Origin of the sequence: Chitinophaga deserti, from assembly GCF_003149455.1 — a bacterium.
GTDB classification, from domain to species: Bacteria; Bacteroidota; Bacteroidia; order Chitinophagales; family Chitinophagaceae; genus Chitinophaga; species Chitinophaga deserti.
This window is the reverse complement of sequence record NZ_QFFK01000007.1, coordinates 45,493-70,121: the sequence shown is the minus strand read 5'-3', so window position 1 is coordinate 70,121 and position 24,629 is coordinate 45,493. Positions and strand designations below refer to the sequence as shown.

General features: G+C 52.2%; 18 protein-coding genes. 6 read left to right on the top strand and 12 right to left on the bottom strand.

The genetic code is table 11. From position 1 onward, the window contains the following. The first annotated feature begins 31 nt into the window (after nt 1-31). The gene (locus DEV76_RS16830) at nt 32-466 is read left to right on the top strand and encodes a DUF4822 domain-containing protein (protein ID WP_109699093.1); all 435 of its coding nucleotides are present in this window, start codon (nt 32-34) and stop codon (nt 464-466) included. Nucleotides 467-489: 23 nt separating this feature from the next. On the opposite strand, the gene DEV76_RS16825 is transcribed toward DEV76_RS16830, so the two are convergent. The 5 genes from DEV76_RS16825 to fbp all read right to left on the bottom strand — a co-directional run bounded on the left by DEV76_RS16825 (nt 490) and on the right by fbp (nt 4,068). Next, a complete protein-coding gene (locus DEV76_RS16825; RefSeq protein ID WP_109699092.1) occupies nt 490-1,050 on the bottom strand; it encodes an NUDIX hydrolase in 561 nt (186 codons plus the stop codon). 3 nt (nt 1,051-1,053) lie between these two features. After that, complete coding sequence (locus DEV76_RS16820) at nt 1,054-1,584, bottom strand: YfiT family bacillithiol transferase (RefSeq protein ID WP_109699091.1); 531 nt, start codon at nt 1,582-1,584, stop codon at nt 1,054-1,056. Nucleotides 1,585-1,612: 28 nt separating this feature from the next. Then, nucleotides 1,613-2,377, bottom strand: a complete 765-nt coding sequence (locus tag DEV76_RS16815; protein ID WP_109699090.1) for an ABC transporter ATP-binding protein — start codon at nt 2,375-2,377, stop codon at nt 1,613-1,615. 99 nt (nt 2,378-2,476) lie between these two features. After that, the gene (locus DEV76_RS16810; protein ID WP_109699089.1) at nt 2,477-3,004 is read right to left on the bottom strand and encodes a CAP domain-containing protein; all 528 of its coding nucleotides are present in this window, start codon (nt 3,002-3,004) and stop codon (nt 2,477-2,479) included. Between the two features lie 56 nt (nt 3,005-3,060). Next, nucleotides 3,061-4,068 carry a class 1 fructose-bisphosphatase gene (fbp, locus tag DEV76_RS16805; RefSeq protein WP_109699364.1) on the bottom strand — a complete coding sequence of 336 codons (1,008 nt, stop codon included), beginning with the start codon at nt 4,066-4,068 and terminating at the stop codon, nt 3,061-3,063. Between the two features lie 154 nt (nt 4,069-4,222). Here fbp and DEV76_RS16800 point away from each other — a divergent pair, with 154 nt between their 5' ends. The 3 genes from DEV76_RS16800 (at nt 4,223) to DEV76_RS16790 (ending at nt 11,190) form a co-directional block, all read left to right on the top strand. Continuing rightward, complete coding sequence (locus tag DEV76_RS16800) at nt 4,223-5,488, top strand: aspartate kinase (protein ID WP_109699088.1); 1,266 nt, start codon at nt 4,223-4,225, stop codon at nt 5,486-5,488. A gap of 665 nt (nt 5,489-6,153) precedes the next feature. After that, the gene (locus tag DEV76_RS16795) at nt 6,154-9,423 is read left to right on the top strand and encodes a SusC/RagA family TonB-linked outer membrane protein (RefSeq protein WP_109699087.1); all 3,270 of its coding nucleotides are present in this window, start codon (nt 6,154-6,156) and stop codon (nt 9,421-9,423) included. 18 nt (nt 9,424-9,441) lie between these two features. Continuing rightward, nucleotides 9,442-11,190, top strand: coding sequence for a RagB/SusD family nutrient uptake outer membrane protein (locus DEV76_RS16790; protein WP_109699086.1), 1,749 nt, complete (start codon nt 9,442-9,444; stop codon nt 11,188-11,190). 72 nt (nt 11,191-11,262) lie between these two features. On the opposite strand, the gene DEV76_RS16785 is transcribed toward DEV76_RS16790, so the two are convergent. Further along, nucleotides 11,263-13,041 carry a S41 family peptidase gene (locus tag DEV76_RS16785; RefSeq protein ID WP_109699085.1) on the bottom strand — a complete coding sequence of 593 codons (1,779 nt, stop codon included), beginning with the start codon at nt 13,039-13,041 and terminating at the stop codon, nt 11,263-11,265. Between the two features lie 103 nt (nt 13,042-13,144). Between DEV76_RS16785 and DEV76_RS16780 the strand changes: the two genes are divergently transcribed. Together DEV76_RS16780 and DEV76_RS16775 are read left to right on the top strand one after the other, a co-directional pair. Further along, nucleotides 13,145-13,720 carry a Crp/Fnr family transcriptional regulator gene (locus tag DEV76_RS16780; protein ID WP_109699084.1) on the top strand — a complete coding sequence of 192 codons (576 nt, stop codon included), beginning with the start codon at nt 13,145-13,147 and terminating at the stop codon, nt 13,718-13,720. A gap of 71 nt (nt 13,721-13,791) precedes the next feature. After that, nucleotides 13,792-14,526, top strand: a complete 735-nt coding sequence (locus tag DEV76_RS16775) for an SDR family oxidoreductase (protein ID WP_109699083.1) — start codon at nt 13,792-13,794, stop codon at nt 14,524-14,526. A 69-nt stretch (nt 14,527-14,595) separates the two neighbouring features. On the opposite strand, the gene DEV76_RS16770 is transcribed toward DEV76_RS16775, so the two are convergent. The 6 genes from DEV76_RS16770 to nuoL all read right to left on the bottom strand — a co-directional run bounded on the left by DEV76_RS16770 (nt 14,596) and on the right by nuoL (nt 24,622). Next, nucleotides 14,596-17,868: a S41 family peptidase gene (locus DEV76_RS16770; protein WP_232826970.1), complete on the bottom strand. Its 3,273-nt coding sequence runs from the start codon at nt 17,866-17,868 to the stop codon at nt 14,596-14,598. A 205-nt stretch (nt 17,869-18,073) separates the two neighbouring features. Beyond that, nucleotides 18,074-18,916, bottom strand: coding sequence for a ferritin-like domain-containing protein (locus DEV76_RS16765; RefSeq protein ID WP_109699082.1), 843 nt, complete (start codon nt 18,914-18,916; stop codon nt 18,074-18,076). 16 nt (nt 18,917-18,932) lie between these two features. Further along, nucleotides 18,933-19,637, bottom strand: coding sequence for a ferritin-like domain-containing protein (locus DEV76_RS16760; protein ID WP_109699081.1), 705 nt, complete (start codon nt 19,635-19,637; stop codon nt 18,933-18,935). Between the two features lie 188 nt (nt 19,638-19,825). Continuing rightward, nucleotides 19,826-21,256 (bottom strand): NADH-quinone oxidoreductase subunit N, encoded by a 1,431-nt coding sequence (locus tag DEV76_RS16755; RefSeq protein ID WP_109699080.1) that lies wholly within the window; start codon nt 21,254-21,256, stop codon nt 19,826-19,828. Nucleotides 21,257-21,265: 9 nt separating this feature from the next. After that, nucleotides 21,266-22,744 (bottom strand): NADH-quinone oxidoreductase subunit M, encoded by a 1,479-nt coding sequence (nuoM, locus tag DEV76_RS16750; protein ID WP_109699079.1) that lies wholly within the window; start codon nt 22,742-22,744, stop codon nt 21,266-21,268. 18 nt (nt 22,745-22,762) lie between these two features. Further along, nucleotides 22,763-24,622, bottom strand: a complete 1,860-nt coding sequence (gene nuoL, locus DEV76_RS16745) for an NADH-quinone oxidoreductase subunit L (protein WP_109699078.1) — start codon at nt 24,620-24,622, stop codon at nt 22,763-22,765. Nucleotides 24,623-24,629: the final 7 nt, after the last annotated feature.

Here is a 24,629-nt window from a genome sequence, read left to right as displayed (position 1 = left end):
GTTTTGGTGTATCACTAAAACTCACACCACTATGCATCCGAGACTGAGAACATTCACCTTTGCCGCATTTGCCACCATCGCACTTGCATCCTGCAGTAAAGACGACGCGCCCGCGCCTGAACCGCAACCCGATGGCAACGAGATCCTCTCTTCCACCCGCTGGATCACAACTGTAGTAACAGACTCAGTCGGGAAAGATGTAACCGCCGCCAACATGGGCTTTGTAGGACTGGCCGACTATCTTCCTAACGGCAATTATGTATTCTTCAATACCGATGGCACACCCCGTGGAGATGAAGGATACTATTTCATTACGCCCGACAACAGCAAACGCATTCTTGTATCGCGCACACGCAATTATACCCGTGTAGTGGATGTTGTAAAACTGACGAAAGAAATTTTCACATACCGTGTTGTAAATGGCACTGGCGCCACGGTGAACGTGGAGCATAAGCCAGTGAAGTAAACCAAACAAAAAGGGGAATCTGATCAGATTCCCCCCAGCTCCTTCCACTTCATCAATCCATAAAACAAACAGGTGCTGTGCAGGCTCTGCAGGAATTCATTCTTCTTCAGCAGCGCCTCCGTTTCTGCGATCGTTACCGCTTCCACTTCAATCTCTTCATTAAAATCGAGCTGCTGCTCCTGCACCTTTTTTCCGCCGGTGGCGAGGTACATATGTACGGTATTGGTGTGGGTGGATGGATTGGGAGATACGGCTCCCAGGAAGTGCATGTCCCTGAACTCATACCCGGTTTCTTCCAGCAGCTCGCGCCGCATGGCATATTCGGGGGTTTCATCTTCAGGGTCCATTACGCCGCCGGGGATTTCGAGGAGTACCTTACCAACGGCCTGGCGGTATTGGCGTACCAGCAGTACTTTCCCGTCTTCGGTGACGGCCATGGCATTCACCCAGTCGGGGTATTCGAGCACATAATATTCAGGTACCAGTACGCCGGAGGGCGTTTCGCAAGTATCCCTGCGAACCGTGAGCCATGGCTCGCGGAACAGGTATTCTGATCGCAGTAGTTTCCAGTTCAATAGTTTCATGTTTTACTTCCAGCCTTCTCTCTCTTTCAGCTTCTCGATATGTGCCAGATGGTGCAGCCCGTGCCAGGAATAATTGGCCAGGTGTTTGGCGAGCGTATTGGAAGTGTTGTTACCGGGGTGGAAGAACGTCCGGTCCCAGTGCCTGGCTTCCATATGCTCCAGTACTGCTACCCAGCGGGCATGGAGTGCATGCAGGAGGGTTACGGATATGTTGATGGGTGTATATTGTACGTCGGGCAGTTCTGCCCAGGCAGCTTCGTCGTAAGGTTTGATGGTAGGATTATCTTCCGTGAGAGCCAGCTTCATCCTGGTGAAGCCATTCATGTGCGAATCAGCCAGATGATGGACTACCTGCGCTACCGTCCACCCGCCGGGGCGGTAAGGTGTTTGCAGCTGATGCTCGTCGAGCGTTTGCACGGCCAGCTCTATGAGCGATGGCAGATGGCGGATGTCGTTGATAAAGCGCTTGCGGATATCAGCGTTGATAACGGCGGGCGCATGAAACTGGCCGATGGGATAGCGTAAATCTTCCATAAAAGTGATATGCTTAGGGGCGAATGAATCAGTCTTCCCGCAAATCCTTCCCGGTCAGGTGGATGAACACGTCTTCCAGACTGGCCTTTTTCACTTCTTTCTTCCTTTCAAACCCTCCTTCCACGAGCTGATCGATCAGCGCGTCAGGAGAATCGATGGCGATGATACGGCCACTGTCTACAATTGCACAGCGGTCGCACAGAAACTCCGCTTCATCCATGTAATGGGTGGTGATCACCACGGTGGTACCGCTGGCTCTTACCTGCTGGATGAGCGTCCACAGATTGCGCCGCGCCTGTGGGTCGAGACCGGTGGTGGGCTCGTCCAGGAAAATGATACGCGGCTTATTAATGAGTGTGGTGGCGATGGAGAAGCGCTGCTTCTGCCCGCCGGATAATGCTTTGTATTTGGCCTTCGCCTTGTCTTCGAGGTTAAACTCCCGTAGCAGGGCCATAGGGTCTACCGGCTGGTTGTATAAACCGCCGAAGAGCTCTATCAGCTCCGTGAGGGTGAGGTTCGGGTAATATCCTGAAGTTTGCAGCTGCACGCCAATCACCTGTTTGATGGCTTCCGGGTCTTTATCGAGATCAATACCATCCACGATTACGCGGCCGGAAGTCTTTTCCCGGAGCGTTTCTATGATCTCGAGCGTGGTGGATTTACCTGCCCCGTTAGGGCCAAGGAGGCCGAATACTTCGCCTTCGTATACATCAAAGCTGATCCCTTTCACTGCGGCAAAGTCTCCGTAATGCTTCACCAGGTCGCTCACCTCAATGATCCTGCGTTTTTCCATGGCGCCAAATTACGGCAAAAAATGGTCGGCAGGGTATAAAAAAGTACAGCGGCTCCCCTGCCCCGGGAAACCGCTGATACAAATAACAGGTGTAAGTAGTTATTTTTTCGCCTGTGCGGCGGGTTTATTCACAAATATCTGGGTGAAGAAAACGATGTTTCCTTTGCCCCTGGCGGTGCCTACGCCGATGAGGTTGAAGTCGCCCAGCATGTTCTTACGGTGGCCGGGGGATTTGATCCACCCGTCTACCACAGCTTCTGCGCTGAGGTTGCCATAGGCTACGTTCTCAGCGGCTGCGCGTACCGTCCCTATCTCTTTGGAGATATCATCGATACGGGATTCGAAGCCATCGTGCCCGAAACCGGTTTTGCCACTGGCCATGGCTTTGCTATGGCTGCGTGCTTCCTTGCTGAGCACCCCGCTCATCTGCAGCGGCTTGAGGCCTTTGGTGCGGCGGAACTTGTTGACGAAGAATAGGATATCTTCCTCCACATTCCCGTCTTCACGGACAGCCTTCGATGCCGAAGTACCGTTGCCGGATACGGATTTGCTGCAGGCAGAGGCCTGTGAAGCCGACACTACCATGGCGGCGAGGAAGAGGATCTTGCAATAACGTTGGTTAAACATGTTTTTAAAACGGATTTTTAGCTGTTGTATTGCCTTATCCAATTTCGCGCCAATTCTTACTGAAGGGCTTCCTGCACCATTTTCACCATGCTGCCGGAGCCGATAAAGATGGGAATACGCTCATGCAGCTCCTTCGGTTTCACATCCAGCAGGCGCTGCCCGCCGGCGGATAAAGACATGCCCCCGGCCTTTTCCATGATGAAAGACATGGGATTGCACTCATAGCACAGGCGCAGCCTGCCATTGGTATATTTCCCGAAAGCCGGGTACATGAAGATGCCGCCCTGAATGAGGGTGCGGTGGATTTCCGATACCATACATCCCACGAAGCGGTGGCGGTAGATCTTATCCGAAGCGGATTGCGCCATGAAAAGATCTACTGCGTTACGCACCTTTTCTTCATACAGGTGGTAATACCCCATGTTCACGGAAAAGATATCGCTCTCGTCGGGCACTTTGAGATTGGGGTGGGAAAGACAGAACTCGCCGATGGAAGGGTCCAGCGTAAAGCCCTGCACGGTGCGGCGGGTGGCGTACACCAGCATGGTGGAGGAGCCGTAAATGATATACCCCGCGGCAATCTGCTGGGAACCGGGCTGCAGGAAATCGTCCATCGTACAGGGCGTGCCGTTGGGCGTCAGGCGGCGGTACACGGAAAAGATGGTGCCGATGGATACATTCACGTCGATATTCCCGGAGCCGTCCAGCGGGTCCATCAATACCACGTACTTCGAGTTCATGGAAAACTCATCTTCGAAGGCGATGAAGGTTTCATTCTCTTCGGAAGCCACGCCACAACAGTAAATGCTGCTGGCAAGGGAACTGATGAGCTGGTCGTTCGCAAACTCATCGAGCTTTTTCACAGACTCGCCCTGCACGTTGGTTTTACCCACTTCTCCCAGAATGTCGGCGATACCGGCTTTATTCACTTCCACATTCACGCGTTTGGCGGCAAGCCCGATGTCACGGAGGAGGCCGGAAAGCTGTCCTGTGGCGCCGGGGTAGTTTTTCAGTTCCTGGATCGTAAACTCGTCCAGTGTCATCACATGATGGTTGACTTTCATAAACGTGCTTGATTGATTGGTTTTGGTGGGGGCTAAGGTACGGGAAATCACCCCTTTTTAAGAAAACCGTCATTTTTGGGGGCGTTAACTTTAAAACAAATCTAAAGTTGCCGTACTTTGCGGCAACTTTTTTATAAAGAAGAGGGATCAAAGTATGAAGGTTTTCAAATTTGGCGGCGCAAGTTTAGAAACTATTGAGCGCATTCAGCAGGTAGGCAGGATCATTCAGGCCCATTCGGCAGACAAGCTGCTGGTGGTGATCTCTGCCATGGGTAAAACAACCAACGAACTGGAGAAGGTGGCCCAGCATTACTTTATGCGGAAGCGGGAAATAGCCGCCCAGCTGCTTTTTAACATCGAACAGCAACATATCCATATCGCCGAAACCCTCCTGGGCACCAAAGAGCACCCCCTCTTCGTGCAGCTCCAGCAGTTTTTCACCGAAGCGGAATGGACGCTGGGCGAGAAGCCGCACCGTACCTACGACTACTATTACGACCAGCTGGTAGGCCTCGGCGAGCTGCTGAGCACCGCCATTGTGAGCGCCTACTTTAACCATACCGGCATCCAGAATATCTGGGTGGATGTGCGCGACGTGTTCCGGACCGACGACAACTTCCGCGATGCCAATATCGACTGGGAAGTAACGGAGCTGCAGGTAAAGCAGAAAGTGCTTCCCCTCTTCAATACCACCAATATCGTGATCGCACAGGGCTTCATCGGCAGTACAGACCAGAACGAGAGCGTGACGCTGGGCCGCGAGGGCAGCGACTTCTCCGCCGCCGTATTCGCCAACCTCCTCAATGCAGAAAGCCAGACCATCTGGAAAGACGTGACCGGCCTTAAAAACGCCGATCCCAAGCTTTTCCCCGATACGGTAGACATTCCGGAGATCAATTATGGCGAAGTGATTGAAATGGCCTATTACGGAGCCCAGGTGATACACCCTAAAACGATTAAACCGCTGCAAAACAAGCAGATACCCTTGTATGTGAAGTGCTTCCTCGACATGAACCTTCCCGGCACTGTTATCCGCCAGGATGTGGACGGCCGCAAACTGCCGCCAATCATCGTGCTGAAGAAGAACCAGGTACTCATTTCCATCACCTCCCGCGATTTCTCCTTCATCACCGAAGATAAGATCAGCGAGATCTATGAGATCTTCCACGACAAGAAGATCAAGATCAACCTGACGCAGAACGCCGCTATTTCCTTCTCCTGCTCTATCGACCATAACCCGGAGAAGATCGAGCTGCTGATCAAGGCGCTGCACAACGGTTACCGGATCAATTACAACGAGGGGCTGGAGCTGCTTACGGTGCGCCATTACCAGAACGGCCTCATCGAAGAGCTTACCAAAGGCCGGAAAATATTGCTGGAGCAACGCTCTTCCAGTACGGTGCAGATGGTGATCAAATAAGCCTTCTATTCACGAAATTCATACAAAGCCTGCCCGGCCGCAATTGATGCAGCCGGGCAGGCTTCTTTTTGCGTATACCCCACTTCCGGCAGGGGACCTGGTTTCATGCAGTTACCTTACGTTAAACCAGCTTACAGGTTAAGCCGGGGGTAAACCTTCCGTAAGCCTGGGATAACCCGTAGATAAGCCGCCCTTATATAGGGGCGGCTTATGGGCGGCTTAAGGGCGGGATATAGGCGGCTTATGGGCGGCTTATCTCTGATTTATCCCGGAAGCAAAACAACCTTAACTACGAGAGAAACTTTCACTTTCCTTACATTTTCCTGCAAACTCCTTTCTTTCCGTCTTCACTTTATAATTTATTCCTTGTATATTGGGAGTTAGCAGCCACTATCTGAAAGTTTTTGCAAACAGTGTCCACGTATATTACTGATAACCATATTAAAACCAAAGTCTACGTTCATGTCACCACCATTTCACTTGGTTAACAATTCTTTAATGGTTCCTTAACCTGATAATTTAGGCAACCGATTGTTTTAGTGCAATCTTGCGTCCGCAATCCGTGATTTATTGCGACGCACTATTCTACCCGCAGGGCGGCTTTCCGCGCCTGCAGGGCATGCTATGCTCTTTACACACTGTCAAACCATAAAACAAACTGTATCATGCGCAAAATGCTAAACACCCTCTGCGCGGGACTGCTACTCTCTTTCCTCCTGCCTTTTGCCGCACAGGCACAGCAAGGCGGAGCATCCATTACGGGAGCAGTTTCCAGCCAGAAGAATGAACCGCTTCCCGGTGTTTCCGTGGAAGTGAAAACGCCTGACGGAAAGCGGAAAGGCACCGCTACCGACGTATACGGCAAATTCCACCTCGCAGGGCTGCCCGCCGGCACCCCTCTCACTATCACCTTCACCATGATCGGCTTTGAGCCGCAAATCCTCTCTGAAAAAACGCTGAGTGAAGGAGACAACAAGATCCCGGCCATTACACTGACCGATTCAGACAGAAAACTGAATGAACTGGTAGTGGTAGGTTATGGTACCCAAAAGAAAGTGAACCTGACAGGCGCTATCAGCCAGGTGGGGTCTGAAGCGCTGGAAAACCGTCCGGTAGCAAACGTGACCCAGGCCCTGCAGGGCGCTGTTCCCGGGCTGAACATTACTTTTGGTGATGGCCGCCCCGGCTCCAACGGCCGGTTCAATATCCGTGGTAATAACCCGCTCAGCTCCGGTGCCTCGCCGCTTGTACTGATCGATGGCGTACCCGGTTCCATGAACAACGTGAACCCTCGTGATATCGAAACAGTGACCGTTCTCAAAGACGCCGCCGCTTCCGCTATCTATGGCGCCCGCGCCGCCTTCGGCGTAATACTGGTGACCACCAAGACTGCCAAAAACGGCAAACTCACCGTTAACTACGGCAACAACTTCTCTAAATCCTACTCCACCGTAAGCACCGACTTCATCACAGATGGTTACACCTCGGCTATGCTGAACGATGAAGCCTTCCTCGTTTCCACCGGTAACACGTATACCCGTTATACGCCTGCAGACATGGAAGAACTGAAGAAACGCCAGACTGATAAGTCGCTGCCCACCGTGGTGATCGACAACCGCAACGGGAAAGACCAATACGTTTATTACGGGCATACAGACTGGTGGAAGGAATTCTTCCTGCCTGCGCAGGATGGTATGGAGCATAGCCTGAGCCTGTCTGGCGGTACCGAAAAAGTTGACTTCCTCGTTTCCGGCCGTATGTACAGCAAAGCAGGGATGATGCGTTTCAACCGCGACAAATACAATTCGTTCAACGTACGTACCAAACTGACCGTGCGCGCCAACAAATGGCTGACCTTCTCCAACAATACGCAGTTTATGACTGCCAAATACACGTATCCGGGATGGGACCCTAACACGAACTTCGTGAACTCCACTGTGCATGCCCTCCCCTCTTACGTACCGAAGAACCCTGATGGCACCGCCACCTACATCACGGCACTGAACAACTACCAGATCGGCGACGGTCTTTTCTCCGACCTGCTGTATGGTAAAAACAAAGGCGTACAACGCTGGAATGAACTGATGTCTTCCTGGGGCGCTACCATTAAGGTGAACCAAAACATCAATCTGTACGCCAACTACACCTTTACGCTGAACCCCGCCAGGGATAACGATGCTGCAACCACAACCAGCTTCCGCCAGACATCGTCTCCCTACTCCATTTACCCCGGTGTGATCAGCAAGGTGCCCCGGCCCGACTTCCTCCGTGAAAACACCAACCAGGATTTTTACCACGTTGCCAACGCTTATGGAGAATTCCAGAAAAGCTACGGCAAGCATAACGTGAAATTCATGGCAGGATATAACCAGGAGCTGAAACAGTTTAAAAGCATCACTTCCGAGCGTGGCGATCTGCTGTCGCAGAACCTGAATGACATTGGCCTGGGTTCCGGCTACTATACTATCAGCGGTGGACAAACCGAATGGGCGCTGCTGGGTTACTTCGCCCGCGCCAACTACGATTATAAAGGCAAATACCTGTTTGAAGCGAATGGCCGTTACGATGGTACCTCCCGCTTCCCGAAAGGCAACCGCTTTGGTTTCTTCCCCTCCATATCCGCAGGCTGGAGAATCAGCGAAGAGAACTTCTTCGAACCAATTAAAAACACACTCACCGACCTGAAGTTCCGCGCTTCCTACGGACAGCTCGGTAACCAGGTGACCTCCAGCGCATATCCGTATATTCCACTGCTGAACCGTGGAACACTCGACTGGATCTCTAACAGTAAGAAACTGGAATACCTCTCTTCCCCGAATGCTATTTCTCCGGATCTGACATGGGAGAAAACTGCTTCCCAGAACTTCGGTGTAGACCTGGGATTGTTCCGTAATAAACTGTCCATCAACTTCGATTATTACATCCGCGATACGAAAGACATGCTTACCAGAGGCGCTACGCTGCCTGTAGTATTCGGAACCGGCGAACCGCAGGAAAATGCGGCAGATATGCGGACCAAAGGCTTCGAGGTTAATATCAGTTACAACGGCAACTTCGAACTGGCAGGCAAACCCTTCAACTGGACCCTCGGTGCCAACCTGAGCGACTTCAGCTCCGTTATCACCAAATTCTCCAACGACAACAAGCGCCTGAACGATTACTATGTAGGTCAGAAATACGGTGATATCTGGGGTTATGTAACCGACGGTTATTTCAACACCGACGAAGAAGCTGCTCAATGGCAGGCCAAAGTGAATCAGGACCTCGTAGGCTCCAGCATTAAGTCGGCCCCCGGCCAGTGGAACAAACTGCGTGCAGGTGACCTGAAGTTTAAAGACCTTAACAACGACGGCACTATCAGCCCCGGCCTGAACACGCTCGCCGATCATGGCGACCTGGTGCGCCTCGGCAACAACCAGCTCCGTTACCCTTATGCCTTCAACGGCAGTGCTAACTGGAACGGTTTCGACATGTCGTTCTTCTTCCAGGGCATCGGCAAAAGAGACTGGTACCCCGGCGCTAACGCAGACAAATTCTGGGGCCCCTACAGCCGTCCGTATTACTCCTTCCTTCCTACCGACTTCCCCGATAAGGTGTGGACACCGGAAAAAGGACAGGCCAGCTACTTCCCCCGTCTCCGCGGCTATATTGCGCTTAACGGCAACAACCCGCTTACCAACGTCAATGACAAATACATGCAGGATCTTGCATACCTGCGCCTGAAAAACCTCACGATCGGTTACTCGCTGCCTAACCACCTGCTGCAACGCATTAAAATGTCGCGCCTGCGTGTGTATGTGAGTGGCGACAACCTGCTGACCTGGACCAAACTGGATTCCAAATACATTGACCCGGAACAGGCCAACGCAGAAGCCAACGGACGTGTATATCCGTTCAGTAAAGCGTTCTCCGCCGGTCTTGACCTGTCTTTCTAATCCATAAACCGTACGACAATGAAAAAGCAATTATCCATTATAGCATTAGCCGCAGCCGGCCTCCTGAGCAGCTGCAGCAAGTTCCTGGACAGGCAGCCGCTCTCCCAGATAGCGCCGGACCAGTATTTCAATAACGACAACGAAGCGAAGTTTTATCTGAACTCCCTCTACAGCGCATTCCCCAATGCAGAAGGCGTGTATAATGAAGACATCGACAACATAGTAAAAACATCGCTCAGCGACCAGATTACCGGCCGCCGCACCGTACCTCTGAATGGTGGTAACTGGACGTGGACAGAACTCCGGAAGATCAACTTCTTCCTCGACAACTACAACCGTGTTATGACGGAAGCACAGGCCGCCCGCTTTGCCGGTATCGCTAAATTCTTCCGTGCTTATTTTTATTTCGATAAAGTACAGCGTTTCGGTGATGTGCCCTGGTATTCTCATGCCATTGAAAAAGAAGATAACGCAATGCTTACGAAAGCGAGAGATCCCCGCAAACTCGTGGTGGACTCCATCATCAAAGACCTTGAGTATGCCATCGCCAATGTAGACGAAGCCACCTTCCCCGTTTCCACAGAAATGGTGAGTAAATACACCGCCATGGCGCTGCTTAGCCGCGTCTGCCTGTTTGAAGGCACCTGGAAGAAGTACCGCAATGAAGCCGGCTGGGAAGACCTGCTCCGCAAATCGGCTGCCATCTCCGAGCAACTGATAGACAGTAAGAAGTATAAGATTTATAAGACCACTCCCAACAAAGCTTACCTGGAGTTGTTCGCTTCCATCGCACCTGTCAAAGATGAGATCATCCTGGCGAGAACCTTCAGCAACGAGTTGTCGGTTTGGCATAACATAAACTATTATACCATCACATCCTCCTACGGCAAGCCCGGCCTGGAAAAACAACTGGTGAATAGTTATCTGATGGCAGATGGGTCCCGCTTTACGGATATTCCCCGGTATGATACCATCACCTTCTACAACGAAACGCAAAACCGCGACCCGCGCCTGTCGCAGACGATCCGCACTCCTGGCTATGCCCGTATAGGCACCACCAACGCCCTGCCGCCGGATTTTGGTGCCAGCGTAACCGGTTATCAGCTGATCAAGTTCGTGACCGATATGTCTTTCGACTCCTTCAACCGCTCCATCAATTCCATGCCCATATTCCGCTATGCGGAAGTGTTGCTGAACTTCGCGGAAGCTAAGGCGGAACTGGGTACGCTTACCCAGGCAGACCTCGATAAATCCATCTTCGAATTGCGCGACCGCGTTGGTATGCCCAAGCTCGATATGGCCGCTGCCAATGCCGATGTGGACAACTATATGGCCGCTCAATATCCCGGTGTAACAGGCGCCAATAAAGGCGTTATACTTGAGATACGCCGCGAAAGAAGGATTGAACTGGTAATGGAAAGCCACCGCTGGAACGACCTGATGCGCTGGAAATCCGGCCAGAGCGTTGTACGCCCTTTTAAAGGCATGTACTTCCCCGGAGTTGGCCAGTATGACCTGGACCGCAACGGCAAGATCGATGTGCATATCTATACCGGTGCCAAGCCAACGCCTGCTGTAGCCGGTGTACAATACTTTAAGCTGGGTACTGAAATGGAACTGGAAAACGATTACGGCAATGTGCTCATCAACCGCACCACTACCAAGACCTTCCGTGAAGACAGGGACTATCTGCAGCCTATTCCCATTCAGGAACGGCAGCTGAACCCGAAGCTCACGCAGAACCCGCAATGGGTAGACGGACTGTAAACATAAATTCCGCGAATAATAAGAATGGCGCCCCTTTTGAGGGCGCCATTCGCGTTTATGAAAAGCCGGTGTTTACTTTCCGGTTGCAAGGTATTGCAATGCGCGTTCAAGGATTACATCCTTTTCACCCGTCAATTGTTCAATGCTATTGGGCACTACAATGTCTGGAGCAATACCGATGCCCTGCGTATAACTGCCATCCGGATAGAGCACACCGAGGCCGGATATAACGAAACGCATACCCTGGTTACCTACCATGGGGATCAGGGTAATATCGCCATCTGCCCCGCCGGTGGTGCGGCCTATCAGGGTTGTTTCCGCGCCACGGGCTTTCACGATCATGGTCAGCATTTCGGGGCGGCTGATGGACCTTTCGGAAATAAGCGCCACTACTTTTCCCTTGAAATGAATTTTATGATCAGGACCGCGCGGGTAACGGGCAGTTTTAGTGAGGCCTGGATAGCTTATGGTGCTGTTCCAGAGGATGCAATCTGTCTGTTTCCGGAAGAGGAAATGGGTGAAGTTGATGAAATCGAAATTGGGATAGGTACGGCATTCAATTACCAGCGCTTTGGCTTTTGCCAGCAGGGTGCGTGTAGTATCTGCCATGCTACCTCTCCATTTCAACGGGTCTATAAACAGCACATCTCCATCCAGCATGCGCATGGCCGGTCCGGCAGGCTGCAGCTTCTTTGCTTCCATCATTGCTTCCATGGCCTTTTTGTTGGCAGCTTTATACAACTCCATTTCCCTGGAGCCATATGGGGTGCTGAATGTTTTACGTTTGCCGTCTCTTTCGAATCCTATGGTTAAAGAGTCGCCTTTAACCGGCAGCATACTCAACAGTCCCGACATAGACAGGCTGAAATCTTTCATTTCTTCCCGCGGATCGCTCATCATGGTTTTAAGGGTATCTGCATAACGGGTTACCTGCACGCCGTTAATGGTATGGATGCGGTCGCCTTTCCGTATACCACTCAGTTCAGAGAATCCGGAATCCGTGTGTAATACTACCACCGTATCGCCTGTCAACCCCATGGCAAAAGGAATCCGCATGATGTTTCCGGACAATACAAACTCTGAGAACCTGGGATAATTGGGTACCATGGAATGACCGTCGGTAATGGCGGCATTCAGTTTCAGCAGGGCGCGGGCATAATCACGTTCTGTATTTGCACTGGCAAATTCGGGGATGAACTTTGCCAGTGTGGCGGGCCAGGCGCCTTTTTGCTGATACTTTGCAGGCAGGTAATACTCGATGATGTTCCAGTAACGGAAAAGTGCCAGCAGGCGGTAATGCTTTTCGGGCAGGAAGTTATTCCCATACGTCTCTTCCTTAAACTTAGGCGATGCGCCGCCAAACTCGATGTATTTATTAGGGAACGGCTTAAAATAATCCGCCAGCGCATACAGGCGCTCTTTATCGGAAACACTGAGCTGTGGCGCTTTATCTATCCAGCTGTGGTCTATATTCACCTTCTCGATATCCTTAGCATCTTCCAGTTGCCGGGCGCCTGTTTTTTTGCCGGAAGGGGCATTGGGAGCAGCAGAATCCAGCATGGTACGGACTGCCTGCTGAATACCGCCCTGCGGATGGCTCTCCAGGTATTGCAGCTGGCTGATCAGAACCTTGTCCCAATCCATATTTTGCTCGCTGACAACCGGTGAGAAGTATTTCAGATACCCCCATACTCTGGCCAGTAATTTCAAATCTGCAATTTCACCGGTATCCGATACATCGATGGCAACCGGGGTACGGGTAGATTTAGCAGGATGCCCGGTACATGAAAAGGTAAGGGCAACGGAGGATAATAAAAGAGTAAGGGTGATTAAACGGGATCTTATCTTCATGGATGCGTATCATTTAAAAACGGTATGTGAATATAAGGAATTGACACCAGCCCCTTCCCGTTATTCCGTATATTTATCAACTGGATAAATTACCCTCATGCCGATGGAAGCGCTTCATCATTTCCTTCACCGCCTCACTCCCATTGCCCCGGCTACCTGGGATAAGGTGCATCCCTTGTTTACGGAAGCACGTTTTGAAAAGGGAGCAAACTATATCCGGGAAGGGCAATTGGCCCGGGAGATAGGGTTCCTTGAACAGGGGGTTATGCGGGCGTATTACAGGAATGCAGCAGGGCAGGAATATAATAAGCACTTCTTCACCGCCCCCTGCTTTATTGGCGGCTATGCTTCCCTTATTACGGGGCAGCCCAACGTCATCCAGCAGGAAGCGCTGACGGATTGCACGGTACTCTCCGCCCCTTATGCCCCATTCCGCGCATTATTCGACAGTTGTCCGGATCTGGAACGGGCTGCACGTATACTGGCAGAACAGTTCTTTGTAGCCAAGGAACAACGTGAAATAGAGATCGTGCAGCTGGATGCGGAGGAGCGTTACCGGCTCTTCAGAGAAAGGTACCCGGAGCTGGAAGCGTCCATTCCACAATATCACATCGCCTCCTACCTCGGCGTAACACCTACCCAGCTCAGCAGGATCAGGCGGAAATCTGCAGGCCGCTGATTTCTTTACCTATGTATACGGATGCCGGAAATACCTGAAGGAACTTTGCTTCCAAATACTCCTTTCTGCTCATGAAAACTTCAGGACACACGATTCTCATCACTGGTGGCGCTACCGGCATAGGCCTTGCCCTGGCACGGCAATTTCATGCACTGGGCAATCAGTTGATTCTAACAGGCCGCGATGCGGCAAAACTTACCACAGCCGCTGCTGCTATGCCGGGCACAGCCACTTTCCCCTGCGACCTCTCCGACCCTGCTTCACTGGACACCCTTTGTGATTATTTGACTACAAACCATCCCGGCCTGAGCGTACTCATCAATAATGCGGGCATACAGCTGACGTATGACTTCATGGATGAACCTAATACCCTGCAGCATATCCGGACAGAAACCAGCGTCAATTTCACGGCGCCATTAATCCTCACCAACAGGTTAATGCCTTTGCTTTCCCTGCAAACCGAAGCGGCGGTAGTATTTGTTTCCAGTGCGCTCTATATAGCTCCTAAACGTTCTGCTCCCGTATACTGCGCTACCAAATCCGCCATTCACACTTTTGCCAAAGCCCTCCGCTACCAGCTGGAAGGTTCCGGCATAAGGGTCTTCGACATCATTCCCCCTTTGGTAGATACCGCCATGACCGCAGGGCGCACTTCCGGCAAAATATCTCCTGAACAGCTGGCAGCTTCTTTCATAAAAGGCTTTGGCAATAACCGGTACGAACAGCATATCGGTAAAAGCCGGTTGCTGAAAATACTTTCCCGCATTGCCCCTTCTCTTGCAGATAAGATGATGAAAAACGGGTGAGGCACCACAAACAAAACGGCCGCCAGGATATGCTCCTGACGGCCGTTGTATGCTTTTATACAAGGGAGATTATTTCACTCTCACGGGATCTGCCGGTTTGGGAACCGGAGTCCAGGTTTTGGTTTTGAGTTCATCCAACAGTATCTGTACGCCTTTCTCCAGCTGGGGATCGCGGCCAGCAATCACATCTGCCGGGGTTTGCTCCACGTCCACATCAGCAGGAGTACCTACGTTTTCAATGATCCATTTGCCATTGGTATCGTAAATACCGAAGCTGGGTGAAGTAACATATCCGCCATCGATCAGTGCGGGGTATCCGCTGATACCTACGAGGATGCCCATGGTGCGTTTACCCACCAGCTTGCCGAGGTTCTTATGACGGAACATCCAGGGCATCATATCGCCGCCGGAGCCTGCATATTCGTTAATCAGCATCGCCTTGGGACCGTAGATACCATTGCCGGGAGTTGTGAAGCTGCGCCCGTCGCGCACGCCCCAGTAGCTCATTACATCACGGTTAAGTACATCGATTACGTAGTCGGCAACAGAACCACCGCCGTTAAAACGCTCGTCGAGCAGCAGGGCTTTCTTATCGGCCTGTGCATAGTAGTAACGGTTGAAAGAAACATACCCTTCGCGGCCGGTATTGATCATATGCAGGTAAGCGATCTTTCCGCCACTCAGCTGATCCACCTTCCGGCGGTTGGTTTCTACCCAGTCTACATACCGCAGGATATTGTCGCCACCGTTGTTCACCGGCACTACCACAATGTCGCGTGCCCCTGCTTCTGAGGCGGAACTGCTTATTTTGAGGGTAACCTGGCGGTCGGCCTGGTTCTGCAGTACTTCGTGGATGCTGGCAGATGCTGTAAGCGGTACACCGTTCACTGCGAGGATGTAGTCGCCCGTTTTAACATTGAGGCCCGGAGCTGATAAAGGAGACTTCGTTTCCGGGTTCCAGCTTTCACCGGTGTAGATTTTCTTAATGCGGTAACGCCCTTCGCTGATTTCATAATCAGCACCGAGGAGGCCTACATTCACGTTAGGACCGGATGGCATATCACCAAAACCAACATAGTTATGCCCTACAACCATTTCGCTCATCATTTCGTTGAGCAGGTAGGTAAGGTCTGCACGGCTGCTTACATAAGGCAGCAGCGCTTCGTATTTGCGTTTATTGGCATCCCAGTCTACCCCGTGCATATTCTTCACGTAGAAGAAATCTTTCTCAATCTTATACACTTCATCGAAGATCTGTTTCCATTCCGCAACAGGATCTACATATACGGAAACGTTGGATACATCCACTTTACCTTCTCCGGGAGCGGGTTTCCGGCTAACGTCCACGATCTGGTAAGTACCGCCGTTAGAAAGGAGCATTTTCTTACCATCCGCACTGATCATATAGCTGCCCCCTTTGGTGAAGGTTTCCGTCTTTCTTTCCTTCAGGTCGAAGTATTTGATCTCAAGACCATCGGAAAAGAACACTTTATCTTTCACGGCGCCATTCACACCAAAAATGCGGCCTTCAGCAACCGGCAGCACGATGATCCGCTGCTGGATGCCATCAGCATCTACCAGAGAAGCTTCCGGCTTGGCGGGAGCGGCTTTGGCGGTGTCTTTCTTTTTGTCTTTATCCTTGTCTTTATCTTTTTCCTTATCGTCGGTCTTTACGGTTTCTTCATCGCTTTCCGGCGTGAAGGGTGTAGCTGTGCTTTTAGACAATACGGCAGCGTAGAGGTTATTAGCGATGTTGCGGTCGTAGGTCTGCATATGCAGTCCGCTGATGGCAGCTCCGCTGTTGGTGCTGGCAGGGAAGAAAAGGAACTTGCCGTCTGCGCTGAAAGAAGGTGCACCTGCATCGCTCATGCCATCGGTTACCCGAACGGTTTTACCAGTGGCCACTTCATACATAAATACGGCGTCGAAGCCATTGTCTTCCGCATTGAGGAAAGCGATCCATTTGGAATCTGCCGACCATGCAGGCTGGAAAACGTTGGAACTGCCGGAAGGGATGCTCCCGTTGCTATAGCTGGCCACTTTCGTAATGTTCTTACTGGCCACGTCAAGTACGAAGAGGTTGAAATGCGCGTCGCTGTAAACGATCTTACGGCTGTCGGGCGACCAGGTGGTACCGAAGTAATACACGGTTTTACCCAGTTCAATTTCAATGGGTTTATCCATCGCTTTCTGATCACGGAGGATGAGCTTATAGTTGCCATCCTTGTCGGACACATAGGAAATGTATTTCCCGTCGGGCGACCATGCTGGCATGCGCTCGTGTGTGCCGGGAGAATTGGAGATGTTGCGGGCATCTCCTTTTTCTTTGGGGATGGAAACGATCTCACCACGGGCCTGTACCAGCATCCTGGCGCCGGTGGGCGACAGATAAGCGGCGCTGAAGTTCTGCTGCTTCTCGAAGCGGGCACGTTTGGAAGGGATATCTGCCTGAATGGTGACAGACAGGTCGGTTACCTTACCTGTTCCGGGATCGAGGAGGTGGAGGGTACCGGCCTGCTCAAAAGCAAGGGTTTTGCCATCGCCCGTGAGGGATTTCACATCATCCGATTTGTATTGCGTTACCTGTGTTACCTGTTTGGAATCGGTATCGTAGCGGAAAACGTTCATGGTATGGTTACGGTCGCTGAGGAAGTAAACCTGCTTCCCGATCCACTGCGGCCTGATGTTATTGGCATCGGCGCCGGGAATCTCCACGATCTGGTTGTTGGCGTGGTTGAAGATCCAGATGCGGGGCGCGTAGCCGCCACGGTATCTTTTAAAGGGGCGGTATACACTCCCCCCTTCGGTAGGATCGGGGTTTTTGATGTAAGCGGTAAACTTCCCGTCTGGCGAAACGGAGCCCTGAGTAGCTTCCGGGATGCGCTGGTGCACTTCGGGCAAACCACCGTTCACACTTACGGTAAAGAGCCGGGAAGTTCTTTGTGTGGGCGATTCCTGGCCGGAAGAAAACAGGATCCGGTCGTTACCTGCCCATCCCATTACAAATTCACCGGCAGGGTGCCAGGTGATGCGGCGGGGCTCACCACCTTCAGCAGGCACAACATACACATCCGTATTGCCGTCGTAGTTACCGGTGAAAGCCACCCATTTGCCATCGGGCGAGAGGTAGGGCGACTGTTCGAAGGCCGGGTTTACAGTGAGTCTTTTAGGAGAAGCGCCATCGCGGTTGGCAATCCAGATATCGCCACCATACATGAAGGCTACATGCTGAGCGCTAACCGTAGGGTTGCGGAGCAGTTTGGTAGGGCTTTGCGCCATGGTGACGGAAGTACCGGCCAGCAGAAGAGCGCTGGCGGCAAAGAACATACTTTTCTGTATCATAAGCAGACTTGGGTTTGAAAATGCCGTGAATTAAACGGCAGTAGCGCAAAATAGGGATAAAATCGCAAGTGCGGCACCTCCTTACCCAAAATCCGGACCGGCGGCAGCAGATGCCCGCAGGCGGTTAACAGTCAGGCATCCTTCCATGCAAAAAAGCCGCACCCCGGACGAGCCGGGGCGCAGCTAAATGGAAAACAAGTATTATTCAGACGATAAACGGGTCCACAATAGCCAGCACGGCATCTTTGCTGAGCGGCTCGTCGAACGCCTCCGTAGCGGCATTCATACTAATGCCGAGCCCGTTGATATTTACGATATTGATGCCAGCCTGTGTGCTGGTTTCTTCCCCATTATAACTGGCCTGAACGGCAGCCCCTATACCACCGGTATCGTTCCCTGTAATCCAGGGCTTGAGGCCGGTATTTGAAGTGAGGTTCCGGCGCATGTAACGGATATGCGCAGCATGGCGCGCTTCCACACTATGGATCTGGAGGGCAGCAGTGAGTACGTCATTATTTGAAATCAGCTCTCCCGCCTGTCCTTTATACGCACGGACACCCGTATCCTCAAATGTTTGGGCCACTGCGAGGAAGAGCGGGTAATTGGTGAATACACCCTTAAACGGTCCGTTACCACTGCCATTACCCGCCGTAAAGTCAAAGGTAGGCTTGGCTACCGGTGTGGCCCCCAGGGCGGTAATGGTAGTTTTCAACAGTGATACGTGGGCGTTTTCATGATCGCGGATGGTGGCAATGGCGCCTGTGGGAGGACCGGCAGGAACCAGTCCGGGTGCGGCAGCCCCCATGGTATAGAATTCCGCTTCGAGGTATTCGAGTGTAAGCGCGTATTGCAGTACGGCTACTATGCCGCCGGTAGATTGGCCGTAAGCCTTCTTGAACAAACTGCCCAATGCCAGCGGGATGGCAGCCAGTGCCAGTTTACCGCCGATACTGGCTATTCCGCTGATAGCGGATCGCCGGCTGCTCATACGGTCGTAGACCTCGGGGTCTTTCTTTTCCAGTTCGGTAATGATATGTTCGATGTTCATAATGCCTGTTTTAAGGTCATGAAGTGGGGAGATTGGATGCGTCTATCTTCGATTTGAGGAAGCCGCCTGCTACTTTCAGGACTTCGCCCGGAGGGAGGGCCATGTCGAGCCCATTAGCGTTTACCGCAGTACTATCCGCGAAAGAGCCGTTGCTGATAAGATCGCGGATCATGGCCGCGTGGCGTGCTTCCACCGATACGATCTTTCCTGCCAGCAGGAGATAATTACCGTCGGTGATCAGTTTACCCGCACCATTGTAGGCCGCCACACCCAGGTCTTCAAACGCTTTGGCGGTGCCGAGTACGCTGGCCCTGCTGCTGAAATCGATCTTACTGAAATCTACTTCCAGTGAGGGTATGGCTTTGCCGCCCAATGCATTCCGGAAAAACTCGCGGTGCGCGATCTCATGATCCCGGATCTCAGTTAAAAATTGTTGTTCTGTGGCGGTAGCGCCGGTGAAGAATGTTTGTGCTACGCGGATGTAAAATGCGGCCTCCAGCTGCTCAAGCGCATAGGCATAGTTTAAGATGCCTATATCGCCACCGCCAAGGTTGATGCCATTGTTTGGCATGGGGTCGTCATTGTTGGAGCAAGCATGCATCAGCGTGGCTGCAGCGGCAGTTCCCGCGAAGAGCGAGAGGAACTGCCGGCGCTGCTGGCCTTTCGGTGATAACATGGCACGTCCCTCCTGTTCCTGTGGAACAATCAGTTTTTCTGCCATAAGTTTTCGTTTACGGGTTCTTAAGTGTGGTTACTGCTCAGTAAATGGATTGGATGTTTTACATGAAGATATACGGGGCGTTTTTGCGATTGGTTTCACCTGCCTCATTCTTTTTTACTACTGCTGCTAACAGCCATAAAAAAATCCCGCTTCGCCGGAAGCGGGATTCAATAGTATACAAACAGGTATCAGCCCATAGACAGCATCATATCCCGTATCATGGCAATGAGCACAGATGGATAGATGCCCAGCCACAGCAACAGCAGCATTAATGCAGAAAGTGCGAACACGCCAAAGAACGGAAGCCGCTTCCTGACAGGTACACTTTCCAGCGGCTGAAACATTACCGCCACCAGGCGGATATAATAAAATAAACCGATCACACTATTCACTACCAGTAATGCCAGCAACAACCACAGCCCAGAGCTTACACCTGCCGCCACTACATAGAACTTCCCTATAAAACCAGCCGTGAGGGGTATACCGGCAAGGGATAACAGCATGGCTGTAAAAATGGCTGCCAGCCAGGGCTGCCGCCAGAAGAGCCCGCTAAAATCTTCCAGCATCTCTGCATCGTTCAGGCTATCGCTGAGTAAAGCCAATACACCAAACGCGCCAATACTGGTAATTACGTAGGCCACGAGGTAAAACATCACGGCCTCCTGCCCTGCTTCCTGTCCTGCGAGGAACGCGATGAGGATATACCCCATATGCGAGATGGAAGAATAGGCCAGCAGGCGTTTTACATTTCGTTGCATCAGCGCCAGCCAGTTGCCTACAAACATACTGGCCATGGCAATAATGGCGAACACCCACCAGAGTATCGTATAATCATATCCGTTCACATCCCTGTAAAACCGCATCAGCAAAACGAGCATGCTGCCTTTGGAGACGGTGGCAATGTAGGCGGCCACGGGAAGTGGTGCGCCTTCATAAATATCAGGCGCCCACATATGAAAGGGCACAATGCCCAGTTTAAAGCCCACACCAATCAGCATGAGACCAAAACCAGCCACCACTGCTACGGGTGCTTCGTTTACACCTTTCAGGTACTGCCCTATTCCCACAAAATCCATTGTGCCTGATTCGGCATATACCAGTGCCATACCAAAGAGCAGGAATGCAGAAGAGAGAGCAGCCAGCAGCAGGTATTTGATCCCCGCTTCATCCGACCGCTCGCGTGTACGCAGGTATGCTATTAGCCCATACAAACTGATGCTCATCGTTTCCAGTCCAAGGAACAGGGAAATGAAGTGCCTGCTGGAAAGGAGTACCAGTCCGCCTACGGTGGCCAACAGCAAAAGGATGTAATATTCCTCCTTCCGTTCTTCCCGCTGCTCGAAATAATTGTATGACAGCAGCAACACACTGAGGCCCGCTGCGAGAATTAAACCTGTATTGAACAATGCGAATTTGTCCACCACAAAAAGAGGCGCAATCACATACGGCATAGTATCCGGCTGGCGGAATAACGCCAGCAGCGCAACAATGAATGCGGCAACGGTGAAGGCGTGCATCACCCGGTGGTTTCTCTTCACTGCCACCAGCAGCATGGCTATTACGGAAGCACCGCAAAGCAGTATGATGGGAAGCAGGGCGAGCAAATCGTTCGTGGACATATCTTCAGTTTATTTATCCTTGTTTTGAAAAGCCACCGAAGGAGCCCCTTTCGCGGCAGTATCGATCACCCGTTGCGGGAACAGTCCCAGCCAGATGATGACGATCACCAGCGGCAGTAACATCACGGCTTCCCGCAGCGACATATCTTTCAGCTTAAACTCCTTCAGCGATATGCCGAAGAACACCTTCTGCATGATACGCAGACTGTATACCGTAGCCACCACCAGCCCTATTGCCGCCAGCACCGCTATCCATGGATACGCCTGCCAGCTGCCGGCCAGTATGAGGAATTCTGCGATGAAGTTCCCCAGTCCGGGTAAGCCCAGTGAAGCCATAACGAATACCATGGTGATGGTGCCCAGTCCGGGTAATGCAGCCCACAGCCCGCCCATCTTCTCCAGCTCGCGGGTATGGAGCCTTTCATACAACACGCCCGCAATCATAAACAGCGCCCCGGTACTGATGCCATGGGTGATCATCTGCATCACCACGCCCTGATAGGCCAGTTCATTGAAGGCAAAAGCCCCTACCAGTACAAACCCCATGTGACTGACGCTGGTATAGGCAACCAGTCTTTTGAAATCGGTTTGCGCATAAGCGAGTTGCCCACCGTATAATATTCCGATAGCCCCCATCAGCATAAACCATTCCCCGAAGGCATGGCTCGCCTCGGGAAACAGGGGCAGTACAAAGCGCAGGATGCCATAGGCGCCTGTTTTAAGGAGCAATCCGGCCAGGATAACGGATCCGGCGGTAGGAGCCTCTGTATGTGCATCGGGCAGCCAGGTATGGAAAGGGAAAGCCGGTAGTTTGACGAGGAATGCTGCCATGAAGCCCAGCATCAGCCAGCGACCGGTACTTTGCGCCATAGGCGTCTGCAGCAGTTCTGCATACGAGAAAGTGTACACACCGGTGGAGGCGCCATGAACAAAGTATAGTCCCAGAATGGATAACAGCATGAGCAGTCCGCCGGCCTGCGTGAATAAGAAGAATTTAAGTGCGGCGTATAACCGGTGGCCATGGCCCCAGATGCCAATGAGGAAGTACATGGGGATGAGCATCACTTCCCAGAAGAAGTAGAAAAGGAACAGGTCCATCACCAGGAACACGCCTGCAATGCCACCCAGTACAAACAGCAGGTTGAAGAAGTAAAAGCCTGTACGATCCTGAATCTCATCCCACGACACCAATACTGCCAATGCACCGAGGAAGAAGGTGAGCACGATCATGAGCAGGCTCAGGCCGTCCATCGCGAGCGAGAGACTGATACCGAACCGGGGCATCCAGGGCTGGTGGTAAACATACCGCCAGTCGGCCCCCGCAATGGAAGCGGGCTCCGGCTGTATCCAGATGCCTGCAGCGAGTATGAGGCCGGCCAGCATCACCAGCAGGGCTACCCATCGCGGCAGGGAAGCGTGTACTGCTGCGGAGGCCCAGGCGAGGAAAGCCCCTATGAGTGGAAATAATATGAAAGCAAGCAGGATCATGCTGAATCAGTTTTCTGGTTACAAGGAATGCCGCCAGATGATGACGGACAAAATCAATACCGCGCCCATCACTACTCCCAGCACATACCACCGCAGGATGCCACTTTGGGTAGACGACATCATCCGGTGGAAAGTACGCGTAATGGCAGCGAGGCCGGTGTATATTTTATCGACGATATCTTTCCGGTTGAGCCTGGCCACGCGAACAAAGGGTTGTACAAACAGCACATCGTACGCTGCATCAAATCCCCATCCGCTTCTCAGGAAAGCGCCCGCCTTTTTCGGGAATGGCGCATTGATCAGCCGCCAGGTAAGGTAGATGGCCAGTGCGGCCAGCCCTGCTGTGATGGCCTGCAATCCCCATTCCGCCGCCACATCTGCATGCAATACCGCAGGCGCAGGCAATACAGGCGCAAGGAAATCACTTAACCAGGTAAAGTGCCCGAGGGTATGGGGCAGCTCTAAAAAGCCCGCCAGCGTGCTGCAAATGGCTAATATGTACAGCGGGATCATCATCTCAGGACCCGGTTTGTGATGCACATGAGTTTGTTCCCTGCCGAAAAAGACCAGCACCATCATCCGCGTGGTATATGCTGCGGTAATGAAAGCCCCCAGCACGGCAGCCCATGCATACCAGGAGCTGCCCCTTTCCGTAACGCCCGCCAGCCAGATGATCTGGTCCTTGCTATACCATCCCGAAGAAATAAACGGAATGGCTGCCAGTGAAAGGGAGCCGATGAGGAATACGAGGAACACACCCGGCAGGGATTTGCGCAGTCCCCCCATCCTGAACATATCCTGCTCATGGTGCAGCGCATGGATGACGGCGCCAGCACCAAGGAACAATAGCGCTTTAAAAAATGCGTGTGTGATGAAATGGAACACTGCGGCCGACCATGCCCCTACTCCCAGCGCCAGGAACATATATCCGATCTGGCTGATGGTGGAATATGCCAGCACGCGTTTGATATCGGTTTGCACCCAGGCGCTGCACCCGGCCAGTAATAAGGTTACCGCACCGGTAATGGCTACAGCGGCCTGAGCTGCAGGAGCAAGGTTAAAGATGATATTGGTACGGGCAATGAGATAAACGCCCGCCGTAACCATGGTGGCCGCATGAATGAGGGCACTCACCGGAGTAGGGCCCGCCATGGCATCGGGGAGCCATGTTTGCAGCGGTAACTGGGCCGATTTGCCTACTGCGCCTCCCAGTAGCAGGAATGCGATCCATACCACCGTTTCATCTCCGGAAGTCCAGAGTGTTTGTACTCTTTCCAGCACCACAGACAATTGCAGGGTGCCGGTATGCTGTACCAGCAGGAACAGGGCAATGGCCATGGCCGTATCGCCTACTCGTGTAACGATAAAAGCCTTGCGTGCTGCCGCCCCGTTTTCCGGATCCTTATACCAGAACCCTATCAGCAGGTAACTGCAGAGGCCCACGCCTTCCCAGCCCAGGTACATCAGCAGGAGATTATCTGCCAGTACCAGCATCAGCATAGATCCCACAAAAAGGTTCATACATGCAAAGAACCGCGCAAAGTCAGGATCGTCTGCCATGTATCCCGTGGAATAAATGTGAATGAGGCACCCTACGAAAGTGATAACAAAAGTAAACGCCAGCGAAAGTGCATCCAGCCGGAGGTTCATGCCTATACTGAAATCTCCTACCCGCAGCCATTCCCACAAATGCTGATCATATGCCGGGATACCTGATTGCAGGAACTGCCAGCCTGCTATTATTGTTATGAGCGCTGCAATTCCGATGCTGCCACAGCCGATGGCGATTACGCCGGCCTTACCGGTTTTCCCGGAAAACAGGATCAAAAGCAATGCGCCCAAAAAAGGAAGGGCCGGTACGAGATACATCCATTCCATGGTACAT

Coding starts and splice junctions, on each gene's coding strand:
- DEV76_RS16830 (WP_109699093.1), top strand. CDS start 32: ATGCATCCGAGACTGAGAACATTCACCTTTGCCGCATTTGCCACCATC.
- DEV76_RS16825 (WP_109699092.1), bottom strand. CDS start 1,050: ATGAAACTATTGAACTGGAAACTACTGCGATCAGAATACCTGTTCCGC.
- DEV76_RS16820 (WP_109699091.1), bottom strand. CDS start 1,584: ATGGAAGATTTACGCTATCCCATCGGCCAGTTTCATGCGCCCGCCGTT.
- DEV76_RS16815 (WP_109699090.1), bottom strand. CDS start 2,377: ATGGAAAAACGCAGGATCATTGAGGTGAGCGACCTGGTGAAGCATTAC.
- DEV76_RS16810 (WP_109699089.1), bottom strand. CDS start 3,004: ATGTTTAACCAACGTTATTGCAAGATCCTCTTCCTCGCCGCCATGGTA.
- fbp (WP_109699364.1), bottom strand. CDS start 4,068: ATGAAAGTCAACCATCATGTGATGACACTGGACGAGTTTACGATCCAG.
- DEV76_RS16800 (WP_109699088.1), top strand. CDS start 4,223: ATGAAGGTTTTCAAATTTGGCGGCGCAAGTTTAGAAACTATTGAGCGC.
- DEV76_RS16795 (WP_109699087.1), top strand. CDS start 6,154: ATGCGCAAAATGCTAAACACCCTCTGCGCGGGACTGCTACTCTCTTTC.
- DEV76_RS16790 (WP_109699086.1), top strand. CDS start 9,442: ATGAAAAAGCAATTATCCATTATAGCATTAGCCGCAGCCGGCCTCCTG.
- DEV76_RS16785 (WP_109699085.1), bottom strand. CDS start 13,041: ATGAAGATAAGATCCCGTTTAATCACCCTTACTCTTTTATTATCCTCC.
- DEV76_RS16780 (WP_109699084.1), top strand. CDS start 13,145: ATGGAAGCGCTTCATCATTTCCTTCACCGCCTCACTCCCATTGCCCCG.
- DEV76_RS16775 (WP_109699083.1), top strand. CDS start 13,792: ATGAAAACTTCAGGACACACGATTCTCATCACTGGTGGCGCTACCGGC.
- DEV76_RS16770 (WP_232826970.1), bottom strand. CDS start 17,868: ATGATACAGAAAAGTATGTTCTTTGCCGCCAGCGCTCTTCTGCTGGCC.
- DEV76_RS16765 (WP_109699082.1), bottom strand. CDS start 18,916: ATGAACATCGAACATATCATTACCGAACTGGAAAAGAAAGACCCCGAG.
- DEV76_RS16760 (WP_109699081.1), bottom strand. CDS start 19,637: ATGGCAGAAAAACTGATTGTTCCACAGGAACAGGAGGGACGTGCCATG.
- DEV76_RS16755 (WP_109699080.1), bottom strand. CDS start 21,256: ATGTCCACGAACGATTTGCTCGCCCTGCTTCCCATCATACTGCTTTGC.
- nuoM (WP_109699079.1), bottom strand. CDS start 22,744: ATGATCCTGCTTGCTTTCATATTATTTCCACTCATAGGGGCTTTCCTC.
- nuoL (WP_109699078.1), bottom strand. CDS start 24,622: ATGGAATGGATGTATCTCGTACCGGCCCTTCCTTTTTTGGGCGCATTG.